This window comes from Streptomyces sp. NBC_00005, assembly GCF_045160215.1.
Lineage (GTDB): Bacteria > Actinomycetota > Actinomycetes > Streptomycetales > Streptomycetaceae > Streptomyces.
The window spans coordinates 2,068,024-2,092,395 of record NZ_CP108316.1; the positions used below are offsets into that span (position 1 = coordinate 2,068,024).

At 71.1% G+C, this 24,372-nt stretch carries 25 protein-coding genes; 13 read left to right on the forward strand and 12 right to left on the reverse strand.

What is annotated here, in order from left to right:
* Window positions 1–3 precede the first annotated feature (3 nt).
* The gene (locus tag OG303_RS09940) at window positions 4–522 is read right to left on the reverse strand and encodes a PaaI family thioesterase (protein ID WP_405866938.1); all 519 of its coding nucleotides are present in this window, start codon (window positions 520–522) and stop codon (window positions 4–6) included.
* A 146-nt stretch (window positions 523–668) separates the two neighbouring features.
* Between OG303_RS09940 and OG303_RS09945 the strand changes: the two genes are divergently transcribed.
* Complete coding sequence (locus tag OG303_RS09945; protein WP_405866940.1) at window positions 669–1,880, forward strand: CaiB/BaiF CoA transferase family protein; 1,212 nt, start codon at window positions 669–671, stop codon at window positions 1,878–1,880.
* 86 nt (window positions 1,881–1,966) lie between these two features.
* Here the strand turns inward: OG303_RS09945 and OG303_RS09950 are convergent, their stop codons facing one another.
* The 4 genes from OG303_RS09950 to OG303_RS09965 are packed head-to-tail and all read right to left on the reverse strand — an operon-like array spanning window position 1,967 to window position 5,600.
* Window positions 1,967–2,731 carry an SDR family NAD(P)-dependent oxidoreductase gene (locus tag OG303_RS09950; RefSeq protein WP_405866942.1) on the reverse strand — a complete coding sequence of 255 codons (765 nt, stop codon included), beginning with the start codon at window positions 2,729–2,731 and terminating at the stop codon, window positions 1,967–1,969.
* Entirely contained in the window at window positions 2,731–3,249 is a 519-nt protein-coding gene (locus tag OG303_RS09955) for a nuclear transport factor 2 family protein (RefSeq protein ID WP_405866944.1), read from the reverse strand. The genes OG303_RS09950 and OG303_RS09955 overlap by 1 nt, the downstream gene beginning before the upstream one ends.
* Window positions 3,246–4,460, reverse strand: a complete 1,215-nt coding sequence (locus tag OG303_RS09960; protein ID WP_405866946.1) for an acyl-CoA dehydrogenase family protein — start codon at window positions 4,458–4,460, stop codon at window positions 3,246–3,248. The genes OG303_RS09955 and OG303_RS09960 overlap by 4 nt, the downstream gene beginning before the upstream one ends.
* Window positions 4,461–4,481: 21 nt before the next feature.
* Entirely contained in the window at window positions 4,482–5,600 is a 1,119-nt protein-coding gene (locus tag OG303_RS09965) for an acyl-CoA dehydrogenase family protein (RefSeq protein ID WP_405866948.1), read from the reverse strand.
* 142 nt (window positions 5,601–5,742) lie between these two features.
* Between OG303_RS09965 and OG303_RS09970 the strand changes: the two genes are divergently transcribed.
* The gene (locus OG303_RS09970) at window positions 5,743–6,564 is read left to right on the forward strand and encodes an enoyl-CoA hydratase/isomerase family protein (RefSeq protein WP_405866950.1); all 822 of its coding nucleotides are present in this window, start codon (window positions 5,743–5,745) and stop codon (window positions 6,562–6,564) included.
* A 28-nt stretch (window positions 6,565–6,592) separates the two neighbouring features.
* Window positions 6,593–7,093, forward strand: coding sequence for a MaoC family dehydratase (locus OG303_RS09975; protein ID WP_405866952.1), 501 nt, complete (start codon window positions 6,593–6,595; stop codon window positions 7,091–7,093).
* On the opposite strand, the gene OG303_RS09980 is transcribed toward OG303_RS09975, so the two are convergent.
* Entirely contained in the window at window positions 7,072–8,487 is a 1,416-nt protein-coding gene (locus OG303_RS09980) for a family 1 glycosylhydrolase (RefSeq protein WP_405866954.1), read from the reverse strand. The two genes, OG303_RS09975 and OG303_RS09980, sit on opposite strands and share 22 nt — an antisense overlap.
* Window positions 8,488–8,619: 132 nt before the next feature.
* A complete protein-coding gene (locus OG303_RS09985; protein ID WP_405866956.1) occupies window positions 8,620–9,486 on the reverse strand; it encodes a crotonase/enoyl-CoA hydratase family protein in 867 nt (288 codons plus the stop codon).
* A 90-nt stretch (window positions 9,487–9,576) separates the two neighbouring features.
* On the opposite strand from OG303_RS09985, the gene OG303_RS09990 reads away from it, so the two are divergent.
* Genes OG303_RS09990 through OG303_RS10000 form a run of 3 tightly spaced genes read left to right on the forward strand, consistent with a single transcriptional unit; the run spans window position 9,577 to window position 12,545 of the window.
* On the forward strand, window positions 9,577–10,350 hold the full coding sequence (locus OG303_RS09990; protein WP_405877163.1) for an enoyl-CoA hydratase/isomerase family protein: 774 nt from the start codon (window positions 9,577–9,579) through the stop codon (window positions 10,348–10,350).
* A gap of 36 nt (window positions 10,351–10,386) precedes the next feature.
* A complete protein-coding gene (locus tag OG303_RS09995; protein ID WP_405866958.1) occupies window positions 10,387–11,523 on the forward strand; it encodes an acyl-CoA dehydrogenase family protein in 1,137 nt (378 codons plus the stop codon).
* On the forward strand, window positions 11,520–12,545 hold the full coding sequence (locus OG303_RS10000) for an LLM class F420-dependent oxidoreductase (RefSeq protein WP_405866960.1): 1,026 nt from the start codon (window positions 11,520–11,522) through the stop codon (window positions 12,543–12,545). Before OG303_RS09995 ends, OG303_RS10000 begins: the two co-directional genes overlap by 4 nt.
* An 18-nt stretch (window positions 12,546–12,563) precedes the next feature.
* Here the strand turns inward: OG303_RS10000 and OG303_RS10005 are convergent, their stop codons facing one another.
* The 5 genes from OG303_RS10005 to OG303_RS10025 all read right to left on the reverse strand — a co-directional run bounded on the left by OG303_RS10005 (window position 12,564) and on the right by OG303_RS10025 (window position 17,990).
* The gene (locus OG303_RS10005) at window positions 12,564–13,313 is read right to left on the reverse strand and encodes a FadR/GntR family transcriptional regulator (protein WP_405866962.1); all 750 of its coding nucleotides are present in this window, start codon (window positions 13,311–13,313) and stop codon (window positions 12,564–12,566) included.
* Between the two features lie 17 nt (window positions 13,314–13,330).
* Window positions 13,331–13,756 carry a Zn-ribbon domain-containing OB-fold protein gene (locus OG303_RS10010; protein WP_405866964.1) on the reverse strand — a complete coding sequence of 142 codons (426 nt, stop codon included), beginning with the start codon at window positions 13,754–13,756 and terminating at the stop codon, window positions 13,331–13,333.
* A complete protein-coding gene (locus tag OG303_RS10015; RefSeq protein ID WP_405866966.1) occupies window positions 13,753–14,904 on the reverse strand; it encodes a thiolase family protein in 1,152 nt (383 codons plus the stop codon). The genes OG303_RS10010 and OG303_RS10015 overlap by 4 nt, the downstream gene beginning before the upstream one ends.
* A gap of 4 nt (window positions 14,905–14,908) precedes the next feature.
* Complete coding sequence (locus tag OG303_RS10020) at window positions 14,909–16,525, reverse strand: AMP-binding protein (RefSeq protein WP_405866968.1); 1,617 nt, start codon at window positions 16,523–16,525, stop codon at window positions 14,909–14,911.
* Between the two features lie 322 nt (window positions 16,526–16,847).
* The gene (locus OG303_RS10025) at window positions 16,848–17,990 is read right to left on the reverse strand and encodes an acyl-CoA dehydrogenase family protein (RefSeq protein ID WP_405866970.1); all 1,143 of its coding nucleotides are present in this window, start codon (window positions 17,988–17,990) and stop codon (window positions 16,848–16,850) included.
* Between the two features lie 85 nt (window positions 17,991–18,075).
* Between OG303_RS10025 and OG303_RS10030 the strand changes: the two genes are divergently transcribed.
* The 7 genes from OG303_RS10030 (at window position 18,076) to OG303_RS10060 (ending at window position 24,360) form a co-directional block, all read left to right on the forward strand.
* Window positions 18,076–18,831 carry an SDR family NAD(P)-dependent oxidoreductase gene (locus OG303_RS10030; RefSeq protein WP_405866972.1) on the forward strand — a complete coding sequence of 252 codons (756 nt, stop codon included), beginning with the start codon at window positions 18,076–18,078 and terminating at the stop codon, window positions 18,829–18,831.
* Between the two features lies 1 nt (window position 18,832).
* Window positions 18,833–19,612: an enoyl-CoA hydratase/isomerase family protein gene (locus tag OG303_RS10035; RefSeq protein ID WP_405866974.1), complete on the forward strand. Its 780-nt coding sequence runs from the start codon at window positions 18,833–18,835 to the stop codon at window positions 19,610–19,612.
* A 46-nt stretch (window positions 19,613–19,658) separates the two neighbouring features.
* Window positions 19,659–20,813, forward strand: coding sequence for a CaiB/BaiF CoA transferase family protein (locus tag OG303_RS10040; protein WP_405866976.1), 1,155 nt, complete (start codon window positions 19,659–19,661; stop codon window positions 20,811–20,813).
* 63 nt (window positions 20,814–20,876) lie between these two features.
* Window positions 20,877–21,788, forward strand: a complete 912-nt coding sequence (locus tag OG303_RS10045; protein ID WP_405866978.1) for an SDR family NAD(P)-dependent oxidoreductase — start codon at window positions 20,877–20,879, stop codon at window positions 21,786–21,788.
* Entirely contained in the window at window positions 21,785–22,309 is a 525-nt protein-coding gene (locus tag OG303_RS10050) for a DoxX family protein (protein ID WP_405866980.1), read from the forward strand. The genes OG303_RS10045 and OG303_RS10050 overlap by 4 nt, the downstream gene beginning before the upstream one ends.
* 18 nt (window positions 22,310–22,327) lie before the next feature.
* On the forward strand, window positions 22,328–23,485 hold the full coding sequence (locus OG303_RS10055) for an acyl-CoA dehydrogenase family protein (RefSeq protein ID WP_405866982.1): 1,158 nt from the start codon (window positions 22,328–22,330) through the stop codon (window positions 23,483–23,485).
* Window positions 23,486–23,517: 32 nt separating this feature from the next.
* On the forward strand, window positions 23,518–24,360 hold the full coding sequence (locus OG303_RS10060; protein WP_405866984.1) for a class I SAM-dependent methyltransferase: 843 nt from the start codon (window positions 23,518–23,520) through the stop codon (window positions 24,358–24,360).
* Window positions 24,361–24,372: the final 12 nt, after the last annotated feature.

The window sequence follows — 24,372 nt, forward strand, 5'->3', positions numbered from 1 at the left end:
GCGTCACTCCTCCGTCAGCGGTTCGATGGGGTCGACGGGGTCGACATGGGCGATCGGATCGCCGACGCCCGGCCTCTCCCCCGAGATGGTCACCACCACCTGGCCCCGCGCGCAGATGCGTCCGTCGGTCATCACGTCGACGTCGGCGAAGTGCAGCCGGCGGCCCCGCCGGACACAGCGCGCGTAGGCGACGGCCTCCCGGCCGCGGGCGGGGGCGAGGTACTGCACCGACATCGACACGGTGCTGAGCCGGCTGCCCTTGGTGAAGTCGTGCCCGGCGATCACGGCTCCGGCGCCGGCGGTGTCGATGAGCGCCGAGACGACCCCGCCGTGGAAGAGCCCTTCGTGCGCGGAGAGGGTCTCGGTGTAGGGGAGCACGATCTCGACGCCGTCCGGGTCCCAGCGCGTCACGCGGAGACGGCAGTAGCGGTTGAAGGCGACCCCCCGCTCCCAGCGGGCCCGGAACCATTCGCGGCGTTCGCGCTGTTCAAGGTCGGTGAGGGTCCTCGCCGCGACAGTCATCAGCACGGCCTCCGGTCTCGGCCTGAAGGCCGATCCATATAGTTACATGAATTGGATAGTTGAAGCAATCATTCGGGATGCGATCTGGGCGCCAGATGTATTATTTATATAACTCATTCGCCGTCTGTGAACAGAGGGAGACCTCGATGCCGTCGACCGCCCTGGCCGGGATCCGCGTCCTCGACCTGTCCCGCATCCTCGCGGCCCCGCTCGCCACCCAGATGCTGGCCGACCTCGGAGCCGAGGTGATCAAGGTCGAGCGGCCCGGCACCGGCGACGACTCACGGACGTACGGCCCGCCCTTCGCGCACGGTCCGGAGGGCGACCGGACCGACACCGCCGCCTTCTACCTCGCCTGCAACCGCAACAAGCGGTCGGTCACCGTCAACCACGCCACCGCCGAGGGGCAGGAGTTGATCCGCGCCCTCGCCGCCCGGTCGGACGTGCTGGTGGAGAACTTCCGGGCGGGCACCCTGGCGAAGTACGGGCTCGACCACGAGAGCCTGCGGGAGCTCAACCCGCGGCTGGTCTATCTCTCCGTGACCGGCTTCGGGCAGACCGGGCCGTACGCCGAACGCCCCGGCTACGACGGCATCTTCCAGGCCATGTCCGGGATGATGAGCGTCTCCGGGCACCCCGAGGAGCCGATGAAGGTCGGGGTCAGCATGGTCGACATCCTCACGGGTCTGTATGCCTCCACGGCCGTGCTGGCGGCACTGCGGCACCGGGACGTCACCGGTGAGGGCCAGTTCATCGACCTGTCGCTGCTGGACTGCGGGCTGGCCTCGCTGTCCCACTTCGCCATGAACTACCTGATCTCCGGGGAGGTTCCGCGGCGGCGGGGCAACGGCGGGTACGGCGGGATCCCCTCGCAGGCCTTCCAGTGCGAGGACAAGCCCCTCTTCCTGGTGGCGGGCAACGACAAGCAGTTCGCGGCCTTCTGCACGGCGGCCGACCGCACCGACCTGCTCCAGGACCCCCGGTTCGCCACGACGTCCGCCCGGATCACCCACCGCGAGCAGATCCTGCCGGTGCTGGAGGCGATCCTGCGCACCCGGACCCGGGACGAATGGCTGACCGTACTCGACGAACACGACGTCCCGGCGGGCCCGTTCAACGAGATGCCCGAGGTCTTCGCGGACCCGCAGATACGGCACCGGGAGATGCTGATCGAGATCGAGGACCCGGTGTCGGGACGGCTGCCGCTGCTCGCGAATCCGATCCGGTTCACGGCGACACCGGTGGAGGGGTACGCCCCGCCACCGGCGCTGGGCGAGCACACGGCGGAAGTCCTGGGCAGGCTGGTCGGGGTGACGGAACATCAGCTGGCGGAGCTGCGGGGGCGGGGCGTTGTGTGAGGTGGGTGTTTCAGCCCGTCCGGCGTTGAGGACGAGCCCGAAGGGCGTCGGCGGGGGTCTGCGGGCGCACCCCGCAGACCCCCGCCTCACCCGATGAGGGTCCGTCCACCCTCCAGCATCAGCGTCGCCCCCGTCAGATAGGCCATGTCGTCGCTGACGAGCGCGGCCACCGCCCGGCCGATGTCCGTCTCCGGGTCGCCCATCCGCCCCAACGGGATGCCGGCCAGCACCTGTTCGGCCTTCTCCGGGTGATCCGCGAAGTACGCCTCCGCCGCCGGGCTCAGCGCGGCCGGGCAGACGACGTTCACGCGGATCCCGTACGCGCCCCACTCCCGCGCGGCGACCCGGCTCAGCCCCCGGACGGCCTCCTTGGCCATCGCGTACGCGGCGAAGCCCACCTCGCCCTGCACCGCCGCCGAGGAACCGAGGTTCACCACGCTGCCGCGGCTCGCCTTCAGGTGGGGCAGGGCCGACTGCATGGCGTGGAAGGCGGCCAACGGGCCGCTGCGGTAGGTGAGTTCGACATCCTCGTACGAGGTCTGCTCCAGCCGGCGCTGCACGGAGGTCTGGGCGTTGTTGACCAGCACGTCGAGGCCGCCGAACTCCCGTACGGTCTCGGCCACCATGCGGTCGACGTCGCCGCGCTCGCCCACGTCACCGACCACGATGTGCGCCCTGCCGCCGCGCTCGACGATCTCCCCGGCGGTGTCCTTGAGTTTGCCCTCGGTCCGGCCGGTGATCGCGACGGCCGCGCCCTCGGCGGCGAGGGCGAGCGCGATGCCACGGCCCACGCCCTGGCCTCCGCCGGTGACCAGTGCCGTCCTGCCCGCCAGTCGTGTTCCTCGGTCCATCAGGTCGTCTCCTTCCAGAAGGCCGCCCAGGAGGGGAAGGCCTCGGGCAGCGCCGGTTCGCCGGATCCCTCCGCCCAGCCGTTGAAGCCCACCGTCTGGGGGCGTTCGGTCACGTCGGCCGCGTACCAGTGCTGCTCGCGGCGCCGGGAGAAGTACCACTCGCCGTCCACGCGCGCGTACTCGTCGAGATAGCGGATCGCCATCACGATCCACCGCTCCCCCACCTCGTGCTCGGCACGGCAGTAGACGGAGCCGGTGGCGGTGTCGCGGTCGGTGAACTCGACGCGGTGGCCGCAGATCTGGTGGACCGAGCGGTGGAAGCCGCGGACGAGGGGGTCGATGTAGGCGCGCAGTGTTTCCCGGCCGCTGCCGAGGCGCCCCATGTCGACGTCGGGCCGGAAGCAGCCCACCCAGGCGTCGAGGTCGCGGGCGTCCACGGCCAGGGCGTATCGGACGGGCAACTGCTGGACGGCCAGCTGCGATTCGATGCGGTCGATGCGTTCCTCGAGCGAGGTCATGGCCGGGGCTCCTTCGGCAGCCCGAGGAGCTGCTCACCGATGATGTTGCGCTGGATCTCGCTCGATCCGCCGTAGATGGTCTCCGCGAGGGAGAGCAGGAAGGAGCGCTGCCGGGTGTCGAGGCCGTAGTCCTCGCCGACGATCTGTCCGGCGGGCCCTGCCAACTCCTGCGCCAGATGGCCGAGTTGCTGGTGGCGGGTCGAGGCGTAGAGCTTCGCGGTGGTGGCCTGGGCTCCCGGTGTGCGGCCCTCGGTCAGTTCGGCGAGGGTGCGGAGGTTGGTGGTGCGCATGATGCGTACGGAGATCCAGGCGTCGACGATCCGGCGGCGCAGCATGGGGTCGTCGAGCGCGCCGCGCTCCCTGGCCAGGTCGATCAGCGCCTCCGCCTCCCGCTCGAAGGTGAGCTGCTGGGGCAGCAGCGTGGTGCCGCGTTCGATGCCGAGGGTGGCCATGGCCGTGCGCCAGCCCTCGCCGACCTCGCCCACGACCATGTCCGCGCCGGTGCGCGCGTCGGAGAGGAAGACCTCGGCGAACTCGTCCTGGCCGGCGAGGTTGCGGATGGGGCGGATGTCCACGCCCGGCTGGTGGGCCGGGACGAGCAGCATGGTAAGTCCCTTGTGCCGTACGGACTGCGGGTCGGTGCGGGTGAGGATGTAGAGCCAGTCGGCGTGGGCGCCGAAGGAGGTCCACACCTTCTGCCCGTTGACCACCCAGTCTCCCCCACTCTCGGCTCCGCTCGAGCGGGAGGTGCCCCCATCTTCGCGTTCGGCCCGGGTGCGGACCGAGGCCAGGTCGGAGCCGGCGCCGGGTTCGCTGAAGCCCTGGCCCCACAGTTCCTCGACGGCGAGGATCGGCGGCAGGAAGCGCTTCTTCTGCGCCTCGCCGCCCACCTTGAGGAGCATCGGGCCGAGCAGGTCGAGGGCGTTGGTCGTGGCCCGGTAGGGGGCGTTCGCGCGGGCGTACTCGTACTCGAAGACGATCTCTTCCAGGAGGCCGAGCCCCCGGCCGCCGTACTCCCGCGGCCACCCGACGCCCAGCCAGTTCCCGGCGGACAGCTCGCGGTCCCAGGCGAGGCGGACCTCCCAGGCCGCGCCGTCGGTGGGGCCGCCCACGCCCCGGTGCTCGGCGAACTCGCCCACGAGGTGGTCCGCGAGCCAGTCCCGCAGCTCGTCGCGGAAGTCGCGCACCGCGGGCCCGAAGTCCAGCTCCATGCCGGCTTCCTTCCTTGAGGTTCAGATGCCGAGCCGGGCAGCGAGCAGCTCCCGGTGGTACGACGGCGTACCGAGCAGCACCTCGGAGCTCTTGGCCCGCTTGAAGTACAGGTGCGCGGGGTGCTCCCAGGTGAAGCCGATTCCGCCGTGGACCTGGATGTTGTCGCCGGCCACCCTGGTGAACGCCTCAGAGCAGAAGGCCTGCGCCAGGGCCGCGGCGACCGCGATCTCCGTCTCGTCGCCGGCGTCCAGCGCCCACAGTCCGGCGTACGCGGCCGAGCGGGCGGACTCGATCTCCACCAGCATGTCCGCGCACTTGTGCTTGATCCCCTGGAACGAGCCGATGGCCCGCCCGTACTGCACCCGGATCCCGGCGTAGTCCACGGCGGCGTCCAGTGCGGCGGCCGCTCCCCCGACCTGTTCGGCGGCGAGCAGGACGGAGGCGGTGGCGAGGGTGCGTGCGAGGGCGGGCCATGCCGTGCCCTCGGTGCCGAGCAGGCGGGCGGGGGTGTCGCTGAACTCCAGCCGGGCCTGTTTGCGGGTCTGGTCGAGGGTGGGCAGCGGGGTGCGGGTAAGGCCCGGCGCGTCGGCGCCGACCGCGAAGAGGGTGACGCCGGCGGGGGTGCGGGCGGCGACCAGGAGCAGATCGGCGAGGTGGCCGTCGGGGACGTAGCTCTTCGTGCCGGTCAGCCGCCAGCCACCCGGCGTCTCGCGTGCGGCGAGCCGGATGCCCGGCTCGTCCCAGCGGCCGCCGTCCTCGGTGAGCGCCAGCGTGGCCACCGTCTCGCCGGAGGCGATGCCCGGCAGGAGGTCGGCCCGGGCCTGCTCGTCGTCGCAGCGCAGCAGGGCCTCGGCGGCCAGGGCCACGGTCGCGAAGTACGGGGCGCACAGCAGCGCGCGGCCCGCCTCCTCGAAGACGACGCCGAGGTCGACGTAGCCGAAGCCCGAGCCGCCGTACTCCTCCGGTACGGCGAGACCCTGCAGTCCGAGTTCGCCTGCCATCCGCCGCCAGACGACGGCGTCGTAGCCGCGCGGGTCGGCGGCGAGACGGCGCACGTCCGTCTCGCCGGAGTGCCTGGTGAGGAACGACCGTACGACCGTGCGCAGTTCGTCCTGTTCCTCGCTGAAGGTGAGATCCATGCCGAGCTTCCCGTCCTCGGTGGGGCCCGCTTGTCGACCCGCTGTCCGTCGACCCAGTGCCTGTCGATCCAATGCTTGTCGACCCGTCCACGATACAGTTAGATAATTATAGTATCCGCACTGAATACACCAGGAGCGCGACGTGACCGATCTCTACGCCCCGTTCACGAGCCTGACCTTCGAGCGGCCCGCACCCGGCGTGCTCCGCATCGTGCTCGACGCCCCGAACCTCAACGCCGTGGATCCGCGGATGCACGGTGAACTCGCCGACATCTGGCCGGTCGTGGACCGGGACGAACAGACCCGAGCGGTGCTGGTCCAGGGCGCGGGCCGGGCGTTCTCGGCGGGCGGGACCTTCGACTCCATCGAGGCCATGACGGAGGACTACGCGGTACGTGCCCGGGTGATGCGCGAGGCGCGGGACATGGTCTACGGGGTGATCAACTGCTCCAAGCCGGTGGTCTCCGCGATCCACGGTCCGGCGGTCGGTGCCGGGCTGGTGATCGGCATGCTGGCGGACATCTCCATCGCCGCCCGTACGGCGAAGATCGTCGACGGGCACACGCGTCTCGGGGTCGCGGCCGGCGATCACGCCGCCATCTGCTGGCCGCTGCTGTGCGGCATGGCCAAGGCCAAGTACTACCTGCTGACCTGCGAGGTGCTCACGGGTGAGGAGGCCGAACGGATCGGGCTCGTCTCGAAGTGCGTGGACGACCAGGACGTGCACACCGAAGCCCTGCGGGTGGCGACCGCTCTCGCCGCCGGGCCCACCAGCGCCATCAGCTGGACCAAGCGGTCCCTCAACCACTGGTACCGCACCGCCCAGCCGCTCTTCGAGGCCTCGCTCGGGCTGGAGTTCTTCGGCTTCGCGGGACACGAGGTCGTCGAGGGGCTGGCCGCCCACCGCGACAAGCGCGCCCCGGACTTCGAGGGCGTGGCCGGCAAGCACCCGCTCGACCTGTGACAGGGAACCACACGGAGAGGACGACACCATGACGACGGAAGACACCATCACCGAAGTGCCCCCGCTGGTACGGGGATTGACCTACGAGGAGATGCCGGTCGGGCAGGTCTTCCGGACCGCCCGTCGGACGGTCACGGAGACCGATCTCGTCAACTTCGTCACCTGGGGGGGCTTCAACGAGCCCCTCTTCTGGGACGCCTCGCACGCCGCGGACGGCGGCTACACCGGCCGGCTGGTCCCGGGGGCGCTGACGTACTGCCTCGCCGAGGGACTCGTGCTGCAGACGAACGTCCTGCACGGCACCGGACTCGCCTTCCTGCACATGGAGTTGACCGTGCAGGGTCCGGTGTACGTCGGCGACACGCTGTACGCCGTCGTGGAGACCACGGACTGCCGGCCGTCCAGCAGGCCCGGCCGGGGCGTGGTGACCAGCCGGATCACCGTGCGCAACCAGCGGGACGAGGACGTCCTCGTCTACACCCCGGTCCGGCTGATCCGCGGCAGGGACTACGAGGCCCCGGCGCCCTGAGTCCGGGAAGCGGCCGGCACCAGACGCAGACCGGCGGCCCGGCCTGCGTCGGGTACGGCGGTCTCGGCGAACGCACCGCCGTGCAGCCAGTCGGAGGGCATCGGGGGGCGCGGCGAGAGCTCGTGGTCCGGGACCGCCATCGCGTACAGGCGGGTGTAGCGGAACTTCGCCTCGAGGTTGTCGAGGACCGACCAGTACTCGTAGCCGCACACGTCCACCCCGGCGTCGACGAGTCCCGCCAGCCAGGAGAGCCTGGCGCGCAGCAGGGACCGGCGCCGGGTGTCGTCGCGGTGTCCCGTGTCGTCGACCAGGTCCAGGTCACCCATGCCGTTGTCGACGACGGAGAGCGGTGGCAGCAGGCCTCCGTAGAGGTCGCACAGGCCGGCGACGGCGTCGGCGAGCCCCTCGGGGATGATGGGCCAGCCGTAGGCGGTCGTCTCCACGTCGTCGAAGGGGACGATCGCGAAGCCGAGGCCCACGAGCAGGCGGTTGACCTCGTTGAGGGCGCTGCGGCACTTCGTGGTCGGCAGTACGCGGGGCAGGTTCTCCGGTGCGGTGACGCGGAACGGGGAGTGCCAGGACAGGCCCAGCAGGTCCTGGGCGGTGGCGATGACCTCCAGGTCACCGGGGCGTACGCAGCCGGTGACCGCCACGGGTGAGACGTCGTCCTCGGTCACCATGTGCTCGCCGAGCAGCAGGGGGTCGAGGAAGAGGCGGTTGGTCCAGCTCTCCAGGCGCTCCACGGCAAGGCGGTCGAAGGGGTCGTCGGTGGCCGCGTAACAGCCGACGAGGGTGACCGTGGTGCCGATGCGGCCGCTCGCGCCCGTGGCCCTGAGAGCCTGGGCGGCGAGCCCGTTGGCGAGCAGGATGTGGTGGACCGCGGGCAGCCCGGCCCGGCCGGCGCCCCGCCCCGGTGAGTACATTCCGGCCACGTGGTCCGCGAGGGTGGGGCCGGCCAGGTCGGTGGAGGTGATCCAGCGCTCCACCCGGTCGCCGAAGCGGCGGCCCAGCTCGGCGGCGTACGCGGCGAAGTGCTCGGCGGTGTCGCGGGCCAGCCAGCCGCCCGCGGCGTCCAGCCACGGCGGCAGCGAACGGTCGAACAGCGTGAGACTCGGGCGCTTCCCGTGCGCGAGCAGGGCATCGAGCGCGCGGTCGCAGCGGTCCAGGGCGGCCCGGTCCCAGCTGTCGGGCCCGTCGGGCTGGAGCTGCGGCCAGCCGGCGACCATCCGGTGGGTGTCGGCGGTGAGGCCGGTCACCTGCCGGATGTCCTCGGTCCACTGCCCGAAGTGTCCGCCGCGCTCGGGCGGGGGTGGCAGTGGGGCCGCGACGGTGTCCGCGGTGGCGACCCCCCAGTCGACACCGCTCAGGGATTCATGCAGGAAACCATCGCTCATGGTTACCGTCCAGGCGGTCAATGGTTCAGCGCATTCAACTGAATGCCCGCCGACCGGACGCTAACACTTCGAGCAAACTACGACAATGTTTCGGCCAGATCTCGTCAGTCTGTAAAGCTCAGGCCGGTCCGGCTACTCCCCGAAGGGCCGGAACTCCTCGTCCTGCCACCAGGGGTAGACGGGTGGCATGTCCTTGCCGACCCGGCCCGGGAACTCGGGCGGCCGCTTGGCCAGAAACGACTGGACGCCCTCCACCGGGTCCGGGCCGCCGCCGATCTGGCTCATGATCCGTGAGTCGAGCCGGTGCGCGGTCATCGGGTGGGGCTCGCCGAGCATCCGCCACATCATCTGGCGCGAAAGGGCGACCGAGATCGCCGAGGTGTTCTCGGCGATCTCACGGGCGAGTTCGTATGCCGCGGGCAGCAGTTCCTCGGGGGGATGGACGGAGCGGACGAGGCCGGCCGCCAGCGCCTCGTCGGGGCCGAAGACACGGCCGGTCGCCACCCACTCCATCGCCCGCTGCATGCCCACGGCCCGCGGCAGGAACCAGCTCGCGGCGGACTCCGGCACGATGCCGCGGCGCGCGAAGACGAAGCCGAACTTGGCCGAGGTCGACGCGAGCCGGATGTCCATGGGCAGGGTCATGCTGGCCCCCACGCCCGCCGCCGGGCCGTTGATCGCCGCGATCACCGGCTTGGTGCTGGAGAAGATCCGCAGCGCCACCCGGCCGCCGGTGTCCCGGTGCCGGGCGCCCGCCTTGCGGTGATCGAAGGACGAGCCGCCGGAGCTGACGTCGGCACCCGCGCAGAAGCCGCGCCCGGCACCGGTCACCACGACCACGCGCACCTCGTCGTCGGCGTCCGCGGCGTCCAGCACGTCGAGCAGGTCGGCCATCATCTGCGGGTTGAAGGCGTTGAGCTTCTCGGGCCGGTCGAGGGTGACGGTGAGGATCCGGTCCGCCACCTCGGCCCGCACGGTCTCGTACTTCTGCTCCGGCATGCGCGTCCTCCGTCACTCCGCGAACCTGTTTTCAGAAAGCTTAATTAGTTATAGCATTCAACTCTACTGACTCATTCTTGATCGTTGGCGGTGGAGATGACGGATCTGGTGGTGACGGCCGTCGGGCCGGTCCGGCTGCTCGAGCTGAACCGGCCCGACCAGCTCAACTCGATGAGCGAGGAGCTGCACCTGGGCCTCGCGTCGGTGTGGGAGACGGTCGCCGACGACCCCGAGGCACGGGTGGTCGTGCTCACCGGACGCGGCCGCGCGTTCAGCGCCGGGGGCAACTTCGACATCATGACGCGGGTCCAGCGCGACCGCGCCTTCCGGGAGCAGAACGTGGACGAGGCCCGGCGGATCATCACCGGCATGGTCCGCTGTCCGCTGCCGGTGATCGCGGCGGTCAACGGGCCCGCGGTGGGCCTGGGTTGCACCCTGGCCCTGCTCAGCGACCTGGTGCTGATGGCCGACGACACCTATGTCGCCGACCCGCACGTCCAGGTCGGACTCGTCGCGGGCGACGGCGGCGCGTTCGTCCTTCCCCTGCTCGTCGGGCTGACCCGCGCGAAGGAGCTCCTGTTCCTCGGCGACCGGCTGAGCGCGCAGGACGCCGTCCGGCTGGGCGTCGCCAACCGCGCCGTCCCCAAGGACAGGCTCCTGGACGAGGCCATGGAGCTGGCCGGGCGGCTGGCCGCGCTGCCCGTACAGGCCCTGCGCGAGACCAAGCGGGCGGTCAACCGCCACCTGGAGCAGGCGCTCGACACGGTGATGGAGCCCGCGCTGCTCGCCGAGCAGGACAGCATGCAGACGCCGGAGCACATCGCCGCCGTCGAGAAGATCATCGCGGCGCGCGGCCGTCGCTGAGCGCGCGGCCGGACCGGACCGGAAAGGAGCAGTCGGGTGGACTTCGCGTTCAGCGACGAGCAGCAGGAACTGGGGCGCACGGTAAGGGCGTTCCTGGCCGACACCTCGCCCGAGACCGAGGTGCGGCGCCTGATGGAGACGCCCGAGGGCTTCGACCGGGCACTGTGGCGCCGGATGGGGACGGAGCTCGGCCTTCAGGGGCTGGCCGTCCCCGAGGAGTACGGCGGCGCCGGGTGCGGGCCCGTCGAAGTGGGCGTGGTGATGGAGGAGATGGGCCGGGCGCTGCTGTGCGCACCGTTCCTGTCCTCGGCCGTGCTCGCGACGACCACGCTGCTGCGCTGCGCCGACGAGGACGCCCGGAAGCGGCTGCTGCCGGGGCTGGCCGCCGGCGAGCTCGTCGCGACGCTGGCGCTGACGGAGGACTCCGCCCGCTGGGACGCGGCAGGTGTTCAGCTCACCGCCCGTGAATCCAACGGGAGTTGGCTGCTGTCCGGGCACAAGACGTTCGTCCTCGACGGTGCCGCCGCCGATGTCGTCCTCACCGTGGCCCGCACCGCCGACGGCATCGGTGTCTTCAGCGTGGACGGCGACGCGGCCGGGCTGACCCGCCAGCCGCTGCCCACGATGGACCCGACCCGCCGGCAGGCGCGCCTCGACTACGACGGCGTACGGGCGACCCGGCTGCGTACGCACGGCGACGGCTGGGACCTGGTGTCCCAGGTGCTCGACCGGGCAGGTGTGGCACTGGCCGCCGAGCAGGTCGGAGTGGCCTCCCGCGCGCTCGACATGGCGGTGGAGTACGCCAAGGTGCGCCACCAGTTCGGGCGGCCCATCGGCTCCTTCCAGGCCGTCAAGCACCTCCTGGCGGATGTCCTGCTGGAGGTGGAGTCGGCGCGCGCCGCCGCGCACTTCGCGCTGCTCGCAGCGGAGAACGAGGACCCGGAGCTGCCCGCCGTGGCGAGCCTGGCCAAGGCGTTCTGCTCGGACGCCTGTCTGCAGGCGACCGCCGAGAACATCCAGGTCCACGGCGGTATCGGCTTCACCTGGGAACATCCCGCCCATCTGTATCTGAAGCGGGCCAAGACATCACAGCTGCTGTTCGGCGATCCCGCGTACCATCGCGAACTGCTCGCACAGCGCATCGGCATGGAAGCGGTCAGGGGAGCGGCATGAAGGTCGACGGCAAGCTCAACGTGTGGAGCACGGCAGAGGTCGTGGAGGAGGCCCGGCACCACGAGAAGGCGGGCTACGACGGGCTGTGGGCCTCGGAGTCCAAGCACGACCCGTTCCTGCCGCTGACGCTCGCGGCGGAGCACACCGACCGGCTCGAGGTGGGGACCGCCATCGCGGTGGCCTTCGCCCGCTCCCCCATGCAACTCGCCTACACCGCCCACGACTTGCAGACCTACGCCGGCGGGCGGTTCTCGCTCGGCCTCGGCAGCCAGATCAAACCGCACATCGAGCGGCGCTTCGACATGCCGTGGAGCCGGCCGGCGGCCCGCATGCGGGAGTACGTGAGCGCGCTGCGCGCCATCTGGGCTTCCTGGAACGAGGGCGAACGGCTCAACTTCCGGGGCGACTTCTACTCGCACACCCTGATGTCCCCGTTCTTCTCGCCCCCGCCCGCCACGGGCGGGGCGCCGAAGGTGTTCGTGGCCGCCGTCGGGGAGGCGATGACGCGGGTGGCGGGCGAGGTGGCGGACGGGCTGCTCGCACACGGCTTCACCACGGAGCGGTATCTGCGCGAAGTCACCCTGCCGACCGTCGGGACCGGCCTCGCGACGTCGGGCCGCACGCGCGCCGACTTCTCCGTCTCCCATCTGCTGCTGACCGCGACCGGCCGGACCGAGGAGGAGATGGCCCGCGCGATCGACGGCACCCGTGGGCAGATCGCCTTCTACGGCAGCACGCCCGCCTACCGGGGTGTGCTGGAGCTGCACGGCTGGGGTGAACTCGGCGACGAACTGCACACGTTGTCGACGTCCCGGCGCGAGGACAAGTGGGAGGCGATGAGCGGGCTCGTCGACGACGAGGTCCTCCACACCTTCGCGGTGGTGGCGGAGCCGGACCAGGTCGCCGGCGAGATCCGCCGCCGCTACGGGGCACTGGTCGACCGCGTGTCCTTCTACACCGCGTACGAGATCGACGCCGAGGTGTGGGAGCCCATCGTGCAGGAGCTGCGCAAGCCCGACTGACGGTCGGCCTTGCGGCGGTCAGCCGAGCAGGTCCAGGACGGTCGTCATGGACCTGCTCTGCAGCAGATAGTTCTCGGCCTCCTGGAGATGGACGCGCCACAGTTCCTCGGCGGCCTCCGTCCGGCGCGCGGCCACGAGGTCGACGAGCGCGCCGTGGGCGCGGAAGCCCCGGCGGTTGGCCCGGATGTTCTCGGGGCTGCCCGCGTCGAGATCGACATGGGACCAGTTCGCCTGGTCGATGATGTGCCGGACCATGCCGTTGAGGACGCTCAGCGTCTCGTTGCCCGCGAGTTCGACGACAAGGGCGTGGAACTCCATGTGGGCGCGGATGAAGGCCGACGGGTCGTCCATGAGCTGCTCGGCCTCGTTCACGGCGGCCCGCAGTCGCTCCAGGTCGTCGTCCGTACGCCGCTCGGCCAGCAGACCGGCGCACGGCGCCTCGATCACCGTACGGGCGTCGTAGACGTCCTTGAGGGTCGTGCCCCGGTACTCCAGCACCACTCCGGCGTAACGGGCGGCCACCGTGCCTTCCGGGGTCTGCACCCGCGCCCCTCCCCTGGCGCCCCTGCGCACCTCGATCAGCGACTCCGACTCCAGCACCCGGAACGCCTCGCGCAGCGTCGGGCGGGAGACGGCGAACTCCGCCATCAGCGCCGTCTCGGCGGGCAGCGCCTCCCCCACCGCCAGCTCCCCGCGCACGATCTTGCGGCGCAGCTGTGCCGCGACCAGCTCGGCCATCTTGGGGACCCGTACCGGCGTGTTCGCCACCGTGCCCACCTCCACCCTCATTCGGTTGTCACTCGCTCGTGTCCGGTGCTCGGGTCCGGGACGAAGTACGGCAGCGTGATCTCGTCCGTGAAGGGCCGGAAATCCACGCGGACGCGCATGCCGATGACGACGTCGTCCGGATCGCCGGCGTCGACGTGGGAGAGCAGGGTGGCGCCGTCGTCGAGGTCGATCACGGCGAGCGCGAAAGGCGCGTCGAACCCGGGTCCCGGAGCGCGGTGCACCACGGTCACCGAGTAGACGGTCCCCCGGCCCGCGCTCGGCACGTACCGCCAGTCCCGCGCCATGCAGCCGGGGCAGGCGGGCTCGGGGACGAAGAAGCGCAGACCGCAGGTCGAGCAGTGCGGCACGACCAGGTCGCCGCGCAGGGCCGCGTCCCAGAACGGCCGGGACAGTTCGGTGGGGACGGGTACGGGCCGGCTCATCGCATCCTCCCGAGGACGCTCGTCTCGTAGTGCTGCGCTCCGGAGCCGGCGTTGCCGACCACCGCCAGCTCCGCGCCCTCGACCTGGTGCACGGCGGTGCCGCGCAACTGCCGTACGGCTTCGACGACTTTGAGGGTCATCTGCTGCGTCCCGTTCCACGCGTACGCGAGGCAGCCGCCGTCCGGATTGACGGGATGCTTGCCGCCGACGGCAATGGCGCCCTCGGCCGCGAGGGGCCCGCCCTCGCCTTCCCCGCACAGGCCGAGGATCTCCAACTGCCGTATGACTTCGAAGGAGTTGGGGTCGTAGAGGGAGAAGACGTCCACGTCCTGCGGGCCCACGCCGGCCATGGCGTAGGCGCGGGTGGCGGCGTCCCGGCCGAGCTGCCCGATCTCGCGGTGCAGCGCCGGGTTGGCGTAGGCGGCCTGGTGGTACTCCATGCCGCCGCCGAGTACGGCGACGGGTGTGTTGGGCAGGTCCCTGGCCCGTTCGGCGGTGGTCACCACGAGAGCCGCACCGCCCTCTCCCACGATGCAGCAGTCCAGCAGGTGGAACGGCGTGGCCACCATGCGGGAGGCGAGCACGTCCTCGGCGGTGTACGGGCCGCGGCCGTACATCATCGCCTCCGGGTTGGTCGTGCCGTTGTTGCGGATGGTGGCGGCGACCTCCGCGAGCTGGCGGGAGGTCGTGCCGTACTCGTGCATGTGCCGGGCAGCCACCAGCGCGAACTGGGCGACGACATAGCTGCCCCACACATCGGTGAACTCCAGCGGCACCCCGGCCCCGACCGGGCCGGCCCCGCGTGAGACCAGCTTGCAGCCGCCGACCACGACGGTGTCGGCGAATCCGGACTGGACGGCTGCCGCCGCCTTCAGCAGGCCCCGCGAGCCCGCGTTGTCGAGCATCGAGTCGCTGGTCCAGCGCAGGTCCCGGCCGAGCATGCGGGCCCAGGAGCTGCCCTCGCCGGGGACGCCGCCGGGGCCGGGCCAGTCGACCTGGGCGCCGTCGACGTCCGCCGGGGTCAGCCCGGCGTCCTCGATCGCCCCGGACACCGCTTCGAGGGCGAGGTCCATGGCGTCGCGGTGCGGGAGGGACAGGGCCTGCTCGGTGGCGTGGATGCCGACGACGACGGGCCGGCGGTCGTTCACGGCGTCACCGCCCCGCGCCGAGCGTGTCGCCGCCGGGATACCCGCCACCGCCGAAGCGCTCGTCGAGCGTCTCGTAGTCCTTGGCGAACTCCTTGGTGCGCGGCAGTGCCTCGACGAACTCCACCGTCTTCGGCTTCTTGTACGAGGCGATACGCGCCCGGCAGTGCTCGATGACGTCCTCCGCGGTGACCTCGCCGGCGTCCTGGTGCAGGACCACGACGGCCTTGACGTCCTGGGCCCAGCGTTCGTTGGGCACGCCGATCACGGCGGCCTCCTTGACCGCGGGGTGCGCCTCGATGCAGTTCTCCACCTCGGCGGGAAAGATGTTCTCGGCCGCCGACTTGAGCATGCGGGTCGTGGTGCCGAGGAAGCTGACCGTGCCGTCGGGTTCGCGGCGGCCGAGGTCGGTGGTGTGCCACCAACCGAAACGGAAACGCTCCTCGTTGATCTCGGGACGGTTCCAGTAGCCGAGGTGGACGAGGTCGCCGCGGACGCAGATCTCGCCCGCCTGGCCGACCGCGCACTCCGTGCCGGTGGGGTCGAGGATGCGTACGGCGGTGAAGGGCCCGGGCCGTCCCGCGTTGCCGGCGCCCGTGCCGCCGTAGGCGCCGGTCACGGCGAAGCCGGTCACCTCGGTCTGCCCGTAGCCGCGGCCCTCGCCGCCGCCGTTGCGGGTGAAGCGGCTCTGGTCGGTGGGGACCGTGCCCTGCCACAGCGGGGCGGCGACGCTCGCCCGGAGATGGGAGAGGTCGTGCCCGGCCTCGCGGTTGAGGGCGACGAGCTGCGCGATGGTCGGCGGCATCAGGTAGGCGTGGCTGCACTGCTCCGCCGCCAGCAGCGGGAGCAGTTCCTCGGCGACCACGCGGCGCACGATCACGTTCTTGCCGCCGTGGACGAAGGCCGGGACGCCCCAGAACTGGTAGTTGCCGATGTGGAACATCGGTCCGGCGCCGAGGAAGGCGGTCTCCGTGCCGATGTCGCCCATCCAGGCGGCGCTCGCGCCCATGGCGAGCAGGTTGCGGTGCGAGAGCATCGAGCCGGACTGACGTCCGGAGATCGCCGCGGTGTAGATGACCAGGAGTGCAGAGTCGGGGTCGACGTCGGCGGCGAGGTCCTCGGGTGAGCCGGAGGCCACGAAGGACTCGTAGGAGTCGGGGCCCGAAGCGCTCTCGATGTCGTGCCGCAGCCACAACGCCCGGTGGTCGCTGCCCAGTTCGGCCCTCGCCTTGCTGACCGTGTCGCCGATCTCCTCGTCCTGCCAGACCACCACGCGGGGGTCGAAGTCCTCGACGGCGAAGGCCATTTCGGGGGCGGCCCAGCGCCAGTAGCCCGGACAGACCATGGCGCCGATCTTCGCGGCGGCGCCGATCAGCTCCCAGATGCGGAAGGAGTTCTGGCCCAGCCACAGGACGCGGTCGCCCGGCCCGACGCCCGCGTCCGTGAGGGCGTGGGCGAGCCGGTTGGTGCGCTCGTCGAGCTCCGGCCACGTCAGCCGGATCTCGCCGTCGACGAGGGCGGTTGTGTCGGGGAAGGACCTTCGGTGCTCGCGGATGACGTCGCCGAACGTCAGGCGCCGGGCGGCCCGAGGGTCCGGGGGCTGTCCCCCGGTGAGATGCTGCACGTCAATCGCTCCTGTGAGGTGTCGTCCGGGGTGTCGTCAGACGCGGCCGACGCCGCCGCCCTCGACGTTGATGAACTCGTCCAGCCCTGCCTTGCCGCCCTCCCGGCCGAACCCGCTGATGCCGACACTGCCGATCCAGCGGGCAGATCGCCGCGAAGTCGGGGATGTGCCGGCGCAGCAGTCCGGCGAACCGGGTGAGCAGTCGGGACCCGCGAGTGGGAGTGACCACGGTGCCTCCTGGAGCCCGCATGCCTCACATCCGTACAGCTTAAATAGATAACCTATTTAGCCGAACCAATCAATGGTCTCCACAGTCCCGGCGTCACAGACCCAGGGAGCGCCCGATGATCTCCTGCATGATCTCCGAGGTCCCGCCGAAGACCCGCTGCACGCGACTGTCGCGCCAGATGCGCGCGATCTCGTACTCGTTGACGTAGCCGTAGCCGCCGAACAGCTGCATGCAGCGGTCGATGACCTCCCAGCCGGTCTCCGAGGTCCAGTACTTGGCCGCGGCGGCCTCGTCGGCGGTCAACTCGCCCTGGAACAGGGCCATGATGCAGCCGTCCAGGTAGACGCGGGCGGCGCCCAGCTTGGCCTTGATGTCGGCGAGCGCGAACCTGTTGGCCTGGAACTCGCCGATCGGCCGGCCGAATGCCGTGCGGGACTTGGCGTACTCCAGCGCCAGTTCGTAGGCGCGCTCGGCGGACGCGAGCGAGGAGACGGCGATGGCGAGGCGCTCGGTGGGGAGGTTGCCCATCATGTGGTAGAAACCGCGCCCCTCCTGCCCGATGAGGTTCTCGGCGGGGACGCGGACCTCGCGGAAGAAGAGTTCGGCGGTGTCCTGGGCCTTCATGCCGACCTTGTCGAGCTTGCGGCCGCGCTCGAAGCCCTCGGTGCCGCGCTCGACGGCGATCAGGCTGATGCCCTTGTGTCCGGCCTCCGGGTCGGTCTTGCAGGCGACGATCACCAGGTCGGCCAGGATGCCGTTGGTGATGAAGGTCTTGGACCCGTCGATCACCCACTCGTCGCCGTCCCGGCGGGCGGTGGTGCGGATGGCCTTGAGGTCGGACCCGGCGGACGGCTCGGACAGCGCGAGCGCGCAGATCGTCTCGCCGCTGGTCACCCCGGGGACCCAACGGGCCTTCTGCTCCTCGGTGGTCAGGCGCATCAGATAGGGCGGGATGACGTCGTTCTGCAGGCCGAGCCCGATGCCGACCGAGCTCGTGGCCGCCATCTCCTCCGCCATGATCGCGTTGTAGCGGAAGTCCCAGATGCCCTGGCCGCCGTACTCTTCCGGGAACTGCCAGCCGATGAGCCCGGCCTTGCCGGCGGCCGCCCACGCGGCCCGGCTCACCTGTCCGTCGCGCTCCCACTGCTCGGCATACGGGGCGCATTCGCGCAGGTAGTAGGAGCGGGCGGTCTCCCGGAACTGCTCGTGCTCCTCATTGAAGATCGTACGGCGCATGCTCGACTCCGCTCACGCATCTCGCTTATTTAGCTGAAGTAGTTATACGATAGCGCTGTATCGAGGTCTGGGCGAGGGAGGGCGCGTGAGCGAACGGGACAAGGTGGCACTCGTCACCGGAGGGGGCCGCGGCATCGGCGCGGCGATCGCCGACGCGCTGGCCGCCGCCGGAGCCTCGGTCGCCGTCTGCGACATGGACGCGGAGGCAGCGGACAAGGTCGCGGCCGGGCTCGTGGAACGGTACGGGGTGCGCGCCACAGGAGTCGGCGCGGACATATCCGACGGTACGGCCGTGCGCGCCGCCGTGGAACAGGTGGCCGCCGAGCTCGGTCCGGTGGACGTCCTGGTCAACAACGCAGCCGTCGACGTCATCGGCCGCTTCGTCGACAGCACCGAGGAGACCTGGGACCGGATCATCGCCGTCAATCTGCGCGGCACGATCACGATGACCCGGGCCGTGCTCGACTCGATGATCGAGCGCGACGACGGCCGGGTGATCCTCATCGCCTCGGACGCCGGCCGCGTCGGCTCGTCCGGCGAGGCCGTGTACTCCGCGACGAAGGGCGGGATCATCGCCTTCGGCAAGGCCCTCGCCCGCGAGGTCGCCCGGCACGGCATCACCGTGAACAGCGTCTGCCCCGGGCCGACCGACACCGCGCTGCTCGGGCAGGTCGCCGACTACAGCCAGAAGATGTACGACGCGACCGTGCGGGCGATCCCGCTGCGCCGCGTCGCCCAGCCCGCCGAGATCGCCGGCGTGGTCGCCTTCCTCGCCTCCGACGCCGCCGCGTACATGACCGGGCAGACGCTCTCGGTCAGCGGCGGCCTGACGATGGTCTGAGGTGAGCACCGTGCTGCGCGTCGAACTCCGCGACAGGATCGCCGTGTTGACCCTCGACCGGCCGAGGCAGCTCAACGCCGTCGGCTCCGAGACCGTGGACCGGCTCACGCGGGCGCTGAGAGACATACGGGACAACGACGACGTACGGGCGCTTGTCGTGACCGGGGCGGGCCGCGCCTTTTCGGCGGGTGCCGACCTCGGGGAGATCGAGTCGTTCACGACACCGGGGCAGTTCCGTGCCTTCGTGGGGCGGCTGACCGAGGCGTACGGGCTCCTGGAGGACTTCCCCAAGCCGTCCGTCGCGGCGGTCCACGGGTTCGCCTTCGGTGGCGGTCTGGAGCTGGCCCTCGCCTGCGACCTGCGGGTGGTGGAGCGGGGCGCACGGCTGGGCCTGCCCGAGATGAAGCTCGGCGTCCTGCCGGGCGCGGGCGGCACGCAGCGGCTGCCGCGCCTGGTGCCGCCGGCGATCGCCAAGCAGATGATCCTCACCGGCGAACCGATCGACGCCGAACGGGCCTGGGAACTGGGGCTGGTCAACGAACTCGCCGAACCCGGCGGCGCACTCGCCGCCGCCGAGGCACTGGCCAACACCTTGGCCGCCGGGGCGCCGCTGGCGCTCGCCGCGGGCAAGCGGCTGGTCGACCACGGGCTCGGCATGGGCCTGGAGGCGGCGATCGCGTACGAGCGCGAGACGGTCTCCGTGCTGTTCTGCACCGAGGACCGGGCCGAGGGCCTCAAGGCCTTTCGGGAGCGCCGCCCCGGCGACTTCCGCGGCAGGTAGCCGGCGTACCGGCATACAGGCGTAGCGACATCAAGGGAGGTGGGCCGTGCGGCCACTTGAAGGCTATTCCGTCGTCGAGCTGGGCATGTGGGTGGCGGCTCCGGCCGCGGCCACCATGCTCGCGGACTGGGGCGCGGACGTGGTGAAGGTGGAGGCGCCGACCGGCGACCCCAACCGCTACACGCTCCGGCACGTCGGCCAGGACATCGACAGCGCGCCCCCGTTCGAGACCGACAACCGCGGCAAGCGCGGGATCGTCCTCGACCTGCGCTCGCAGGACGGCAAGGACGTACTGGAGCGGCTGTTGGAGCGCGCCGACGTGTTCGTCACCAACCTGCGCCCGGGCGCCCTGGAGCGGCTGGGCCTGGCGCCGGACGATCTGAGGGAGCGTCATCCTCAGCTGGTCGTCGGCACGTTGACGGGTTACGGATGGACAGGCGCCGAGCGCGACCGCGCCGGGTACGACGTCTCCGCCTTCTGGGCGCGGCCGGGCATCGCAGCCATGCTCAACCCGGCCGGGGAGCCGCCGCCCGGCATCCGTCCCGGCCTCGGCGACCGTACGGCCGCCGCGAACCTGGTGGCAGGGGTGCTGGCCGCGCTGCTCCGCCGCGAACGCACCGGCGAGGGCGGCGTGGTGGACGTATCACTGCTGCGCTCCGGGACGTACGCCAACGGGAACGACCTCGCCCTGCAGAACTTCTTCGGCAAGCGCGGCCGTACCCGCCACCGCACCGAGCACGAGTCCCCGCTCTACAACTCCTACCGGGCCGCCGACGACCGCTGGTTCTGGCTGGTCGGCCTGGAGGGCAACCGGCACTGGCCGGGCGTGATCAAGGCGCTCGGCCGCGAGGACCTGGAGACGGACGAGCGGTTCGCCACCGGCAAGGCGCGGCGCGCGCACGTACGGGAGCTGATCGCCGTCTTCGACGAGGAGTTCGCGAAGCGGCCGCTGGACGAGTGGGCGGAGCGTTTCGACGCCGAGGGCGTGTGGTGGGCGCCCGTGCAGACCCTGGCGGAGGTGGCGGCCGATCCGCAGGCGGAGGCGGTGGGGGCGTTCGTCGAACAGCCCGGCATGGGTGACGCACCGACCCTGCGGACGGTCGCGACGCCGGTCAGCTTCTGGGGCGTCGACGACAAGCCGCGCAGCGGCGCGCCGACGCTCGGCGAGCACACCGACGACATACTCCGCGAGCTCAACTGACGCGATTCATCTGCCCAATTCATCTGTCCAATTCATCTGCTGCATCTGCTCTGGAGGTAGGTCGTGGGCATCCTCGACGACAAGGTCGCCATCGTGACCGGCGGTGGCAGGGGGCTGGGCCGGGCGCACTGCCTGGCACTCGCCGAGGCGGGCGCGACCGTGGTGGTGAATGATCTCGGCTCGGGCCTGCACGGCGAGAGCACGGGCGACTCCCCCGCCGACGACGTGGTCACCGAGATCACCAAGCTCGGCGGCCGGGCGGTCGCCAACCACGCCTCGGTGACGGACTGGGCGGCGACCGAGACCATGGTCGCGGACACGGTCGCGGAGTTCGGACGCCTGGACATCGTCGTGAACAACGCGGGCATCGTCCGCGACCGCATGCTGTTCTCGATGAGCGAGGCCGAGTTCGACGCGGTCATCGCCGTACATCTGAAGGGCACCTTCGCACTCACCCGGCACGCGTGCGCGTACTGGCGCGAGGCGTCGAAGCGGGGTGAGCGCGTCACCGGCCGCGTCATCAACACGACGTCCGGTACCGGCCTGTTCGGCAATCAGGGGCAGTCCAACTACGGTGCGGCGAAGGCCGGGATAGCCGGGCTCACCGTCCTCACCGCCCTGGAGATGCGCAAGTACGGCGTCACGGCGAACGCCGTCTCGCCGATCGCGGCCACGCGGATGACCGAGGGGCTGCCGGTCGGCACCTCGCAGGAGGCTGGCGACAGCTTCGACCCGCGCGATCCCGCCAATGCCTCCGGTGTCGTCGTCTACCTGGCCTCCGACGCCGCGGCGTGGCTGACCGGACAGGTGCTGCGCGTCGACGGCAACCGGCTGAACCGGCTGCAGGGCTGGACCATCGCCGGCGTCCACCCCAGCCAGTCGGGCAGGGCCCTCAGCTACGACGAACTCGTGGACGCCGTACCGCAGTTGTACGGCGTCGCACCCGCGGGCCGGGCCACGGGAGTCGGCCAGTGAAGGGGCGCGGCCATGACGTCGCCGCCCTCGTGCTGCGCGCGACGCTCGGCCCGATGCTCTTCGCCCACGGCTGGAACAAGGTCGCCGGGCCGGGCGGGCTGAAGGGGACCACGGGCTGGTTCGAGGCGCTGGGCCTGAAGCCGGCCGAGGTGCACGCCCGGATGGCCGCCGGGACCGAGATGGCGGCGGGAGTGGGCATCGCCCTGGGAGCGGCCAACCCGCTCCCGGCCGCGGCGGCCGTCGGCCTGATGACCGTGGCGGCGCGCACCGACCACCGCGGCAAGGGCTTCTTCGTCTTCAAGGGCGGCTGGGAGTACGTCGGTGTGGTGGGCGGCGCGGCCGTCGCGCTGGCGGCGTTGGGCAACGGCAGGTACTCGCTGGACGGGCTGCTGCGCCGCCAACGCGCGGGCGCGGGGCCCGCGTTGCTGGCCGCAGGACTGGGCGCGGGAAGCGCGGCGGCGCTCCTCGCCGTGTGCTACCGGCCCGCGAGGCAGCCGGACGAGACAGATACCGATCAATGAAAGCAATAGGGAGTCGACATGGACGCAGCTGACTTCAGCGCGGTGCTGTCCGAGGTCCGGCGCTTCGTGCGCGAGCGCGTCGTGCCGCACGAGGCGGAGATCGACGAGAAGGACGAGATGCCCGCGGACATCCGCGAGGCGGCGAAGAAGATGGGCCTGTTCGGCTTCGCGCTGCCCGAGGAGTACGGCGGGCTGGGGCTGTCGATGTACGAAGAGGCCCAGCTGATGTTCGAACTCGGCTATACGACACCGTCGTTGCGCTCGATGTTCGGCACGAACAACGGCATCGCCGGACACGTCCTGATGGTCGGCGGCACGGAGGAGCAGAAGACGGAGTGGCTGCCGAGGATCGCCTCGGGTGACGTCCTGGCCTCGTTCGCACTCACCGAACCCGAGGCAGGCTCCGACCCCTCGACCCTGACGACACGCGCCCATCTCGACGGTGACCAGTGGGTGATCAACGGCGCCAAGCGGTACATCACCAACGCCCCGCTCGCCGACGTCTTCATGGTCTTCGCCCGCACCGACCCCGACGCCCCGCGCACCCGCGGCATCTCGACCTTCCTCGTCCCGGCCGGTACGCCGGGCCTGACCGTGGCGCCCAAGGACCACAAGATGGGCCAGTTCGGCGCCTGGACGGCGGACGTGTTCTTCGACGACGTACGCGTGCCGGCCGCCGCCCTGGTCGGCGGAGAGTCCGGGCTCAACCGGGGCTTCTCCACGGCGATGGGCTGCATCGCGCACGGACGGGTCCACATCTCCGCGCTGATGGTCGGCATGGCCGAGCGCCTGGTCGACGAGTCGGTCGCGTACGCGAGCACCCGCAGGCAGTCCGGGAAGCTCATCGGCTCCTTCCAGCTGGTTCAGGGCTTGATCGCCGACTCGCAGACCGATTACTACGCCGGACGCGCCACCGTTCTGGAGGCCGCCCGCGCCTTCGACGCCGGCACTGACACCAAGATCGGACCGTCCTGCACCAAGTACTTCGCCAGCGAGATGGTGTGGCGGGTCGCGGACCGCGCGGTGCAGGTCCACGGCGGGGCGGGCTATATGCGCGGGGTCGCCGTCGAGCGCTTCTACCGCGACGCCCGCCTGTTCCGTATCTACGAGGGGACCAGCCAGATCCAGCAGGTGATCATCGCGAAGGCGCTGCTGGGCGAGGCGGCGCGGGGCTGAACGCGGCCGCCGCGGTGTGACATTCTCGGCGCATGCCCGAAACCAGGCCGAGTGACGACGACGGCGTTGCGCTCAATCGTGCGCTGTGGGACGAGCGTGCCCGCATCCACGGTTCGACTCCCGCGGACAGGTTCTACGACGTCGAGTCGTTCCTCGCCGGGCACCAGACGCTCTACGGCCTGGAACGCGAGCTCGCGGGGGACGTGACCGGGAAGGAACTGCTGCACCTGCAGTGCCACTTCGGAATGGACACGCTGAACTGGGCCCGTCTGGGTGCCCGGGTCACCGGCGTCGACTTCTCATCGGCGGCGATCGAGCGGGCGCGGCTGCTGGCCGCACGAGCCGGTCTCGCGGCCACCTTCGTCGAGGCGGACACCCAGCGACTGCCCACGCACCTGGCGGGCGGCTTCGACCTGGTCGTCGCGACGTACGGGGTCCTGTGCTGGATCGGCGACGTCACGGCCTGGATGCACGGTGCGGCCATGGCGCTGAAGCCCGGCGGGAGCCTCGTGCTGGTGGACATGCATCCGGCGTTCCAGACCGTCGCCGCCCTCGACCCTCTGGTCGTCGACTGGCCCTACGGCGGGGGCGAGCCCCAGCGCGAGCCGGTCACCAGCACCTACGCCGTGCCCGGCCTGACGACGCCGGCCCAGGACACCGTCCAGTACCCGTACTCGCTCGGTGAGATCGTCACCGCGGCGGCGGACGCGGGCCTCACGACGAAGCACCTGGGCGAACACATCGCCACCGAGCTCGACCCTCGCGGCATTCTCCGCCAGGGCGAGGACGGCCTGTACCGACTCCCCTTCGGGGACTCCCACCTGCCGATCCTGTACTCGCTCCGCGCGGAGACGCCCGCCGCGGCCCGGTCCTAGGGCGGCGCACCG

Excerpts from the sequence above, each read along its gene's own strand:
- OG303_RS09940 (WP_405866938.1), bottom strand. The coding sequence starts at position 522 with ATGACTGTCGCGGCGAGGACCCTCACCGACCTTGAACAGCGCGAACGC.
- OG303_RS10060 (WP_405866984.1), top strand. The coding sequence starts at position 23,518 with ATGCCCGAAACCAGGCCGAGTGACGACGACGGCGTTGCGCTCAATCGT.
- OG303_RS09965 (WP_405866948.1), bottom strand. The coding sequence starts at position 5,600 with ATGGATCTCACCTTCAGCGAGGAACAGGACGAACTGCGCACGGTCGTA.
- OG303_RS09945 (WP_405866940.1), top strand. The coding sequence starts at position 669 with ATGCCGTCGACCGCCCTGGCCGGGATCCGCGTCCTCGACCTGTCCCGC.
- OG303_RS09955 (WP_405866944.1), bottom strand. The coding sequence starts at position 3,249 with ATGACCTCGCTCGAGGAACGCATCGACCGCATCGAATCGCAGCTGGCC.
- OG303_RS10025 (WP_405866970.1), bottom strand. The coding sequence starts at position 17,990 with ATGCGCCGTACGATCTTCAATGAGGAGCACGAGCAGTTCCGGGAGACC.
- OG303_RS10055 (WP_405866982.1), top strand. The coding sequence starts at position 22,328 with ATGGACGCAGCTGACTTCAGCGCGGTGCTGTCCGAGGTCCGGCGCTTC.
- OG303_RS09985 (WP_405866956.1), bottom strand. The coding sequence starts at position 9,486 with ATGCCGGAGCAGAAGTACGAGACCGTGCGGGCCGAGGTGGCGGACCGG.
- OG303_RS09980 (WP_405866954.1), bottom strand. The coding sequence starts at position 8,487 with ATGAGCGATGGTTTCCTGCATGAATCCCTGAGCGGTGTCGACTGGGGG.
- OG303_RS09975 (WP_405866952.1), top strand. The coding sequence starts at position 6,593 with ATGACGACGGAAGACACCATCACCGAAGTGCCCCCGCTGGTACGGGGA.
- OG303_RS10000 (WP_405866960.1), top strand. The coding sequence starts at position 11,520 with ATGAAGGTCGACGGCAAGCTCAACGTGTGGAGCACGGCAGAGGTCGTG.
- OG303_RS10010 (WP_405866964.1), bottom strand. The coding sequence starts at position 13,756 with ATGAGCCGGCCCGTACCCGTCCCCACCGAACTGTCCCGGCCGTTCTGG.
- OG303_RS09950 (WP_405866942.1), bottom strand. The coding sequence starts at position 2,731 with ATGGACCGAGGAACACGACTGGCGGGCAGGACGGCACTGGTCACCGGC.
- OG303_RS09960 (WP_405866946.1), bottom strand. The coding sequence starts at position 4,460 with ATGGAGCTGGACTTCGGGCCCGCGGTGCGCGACTTCCGCGACGAGCTG.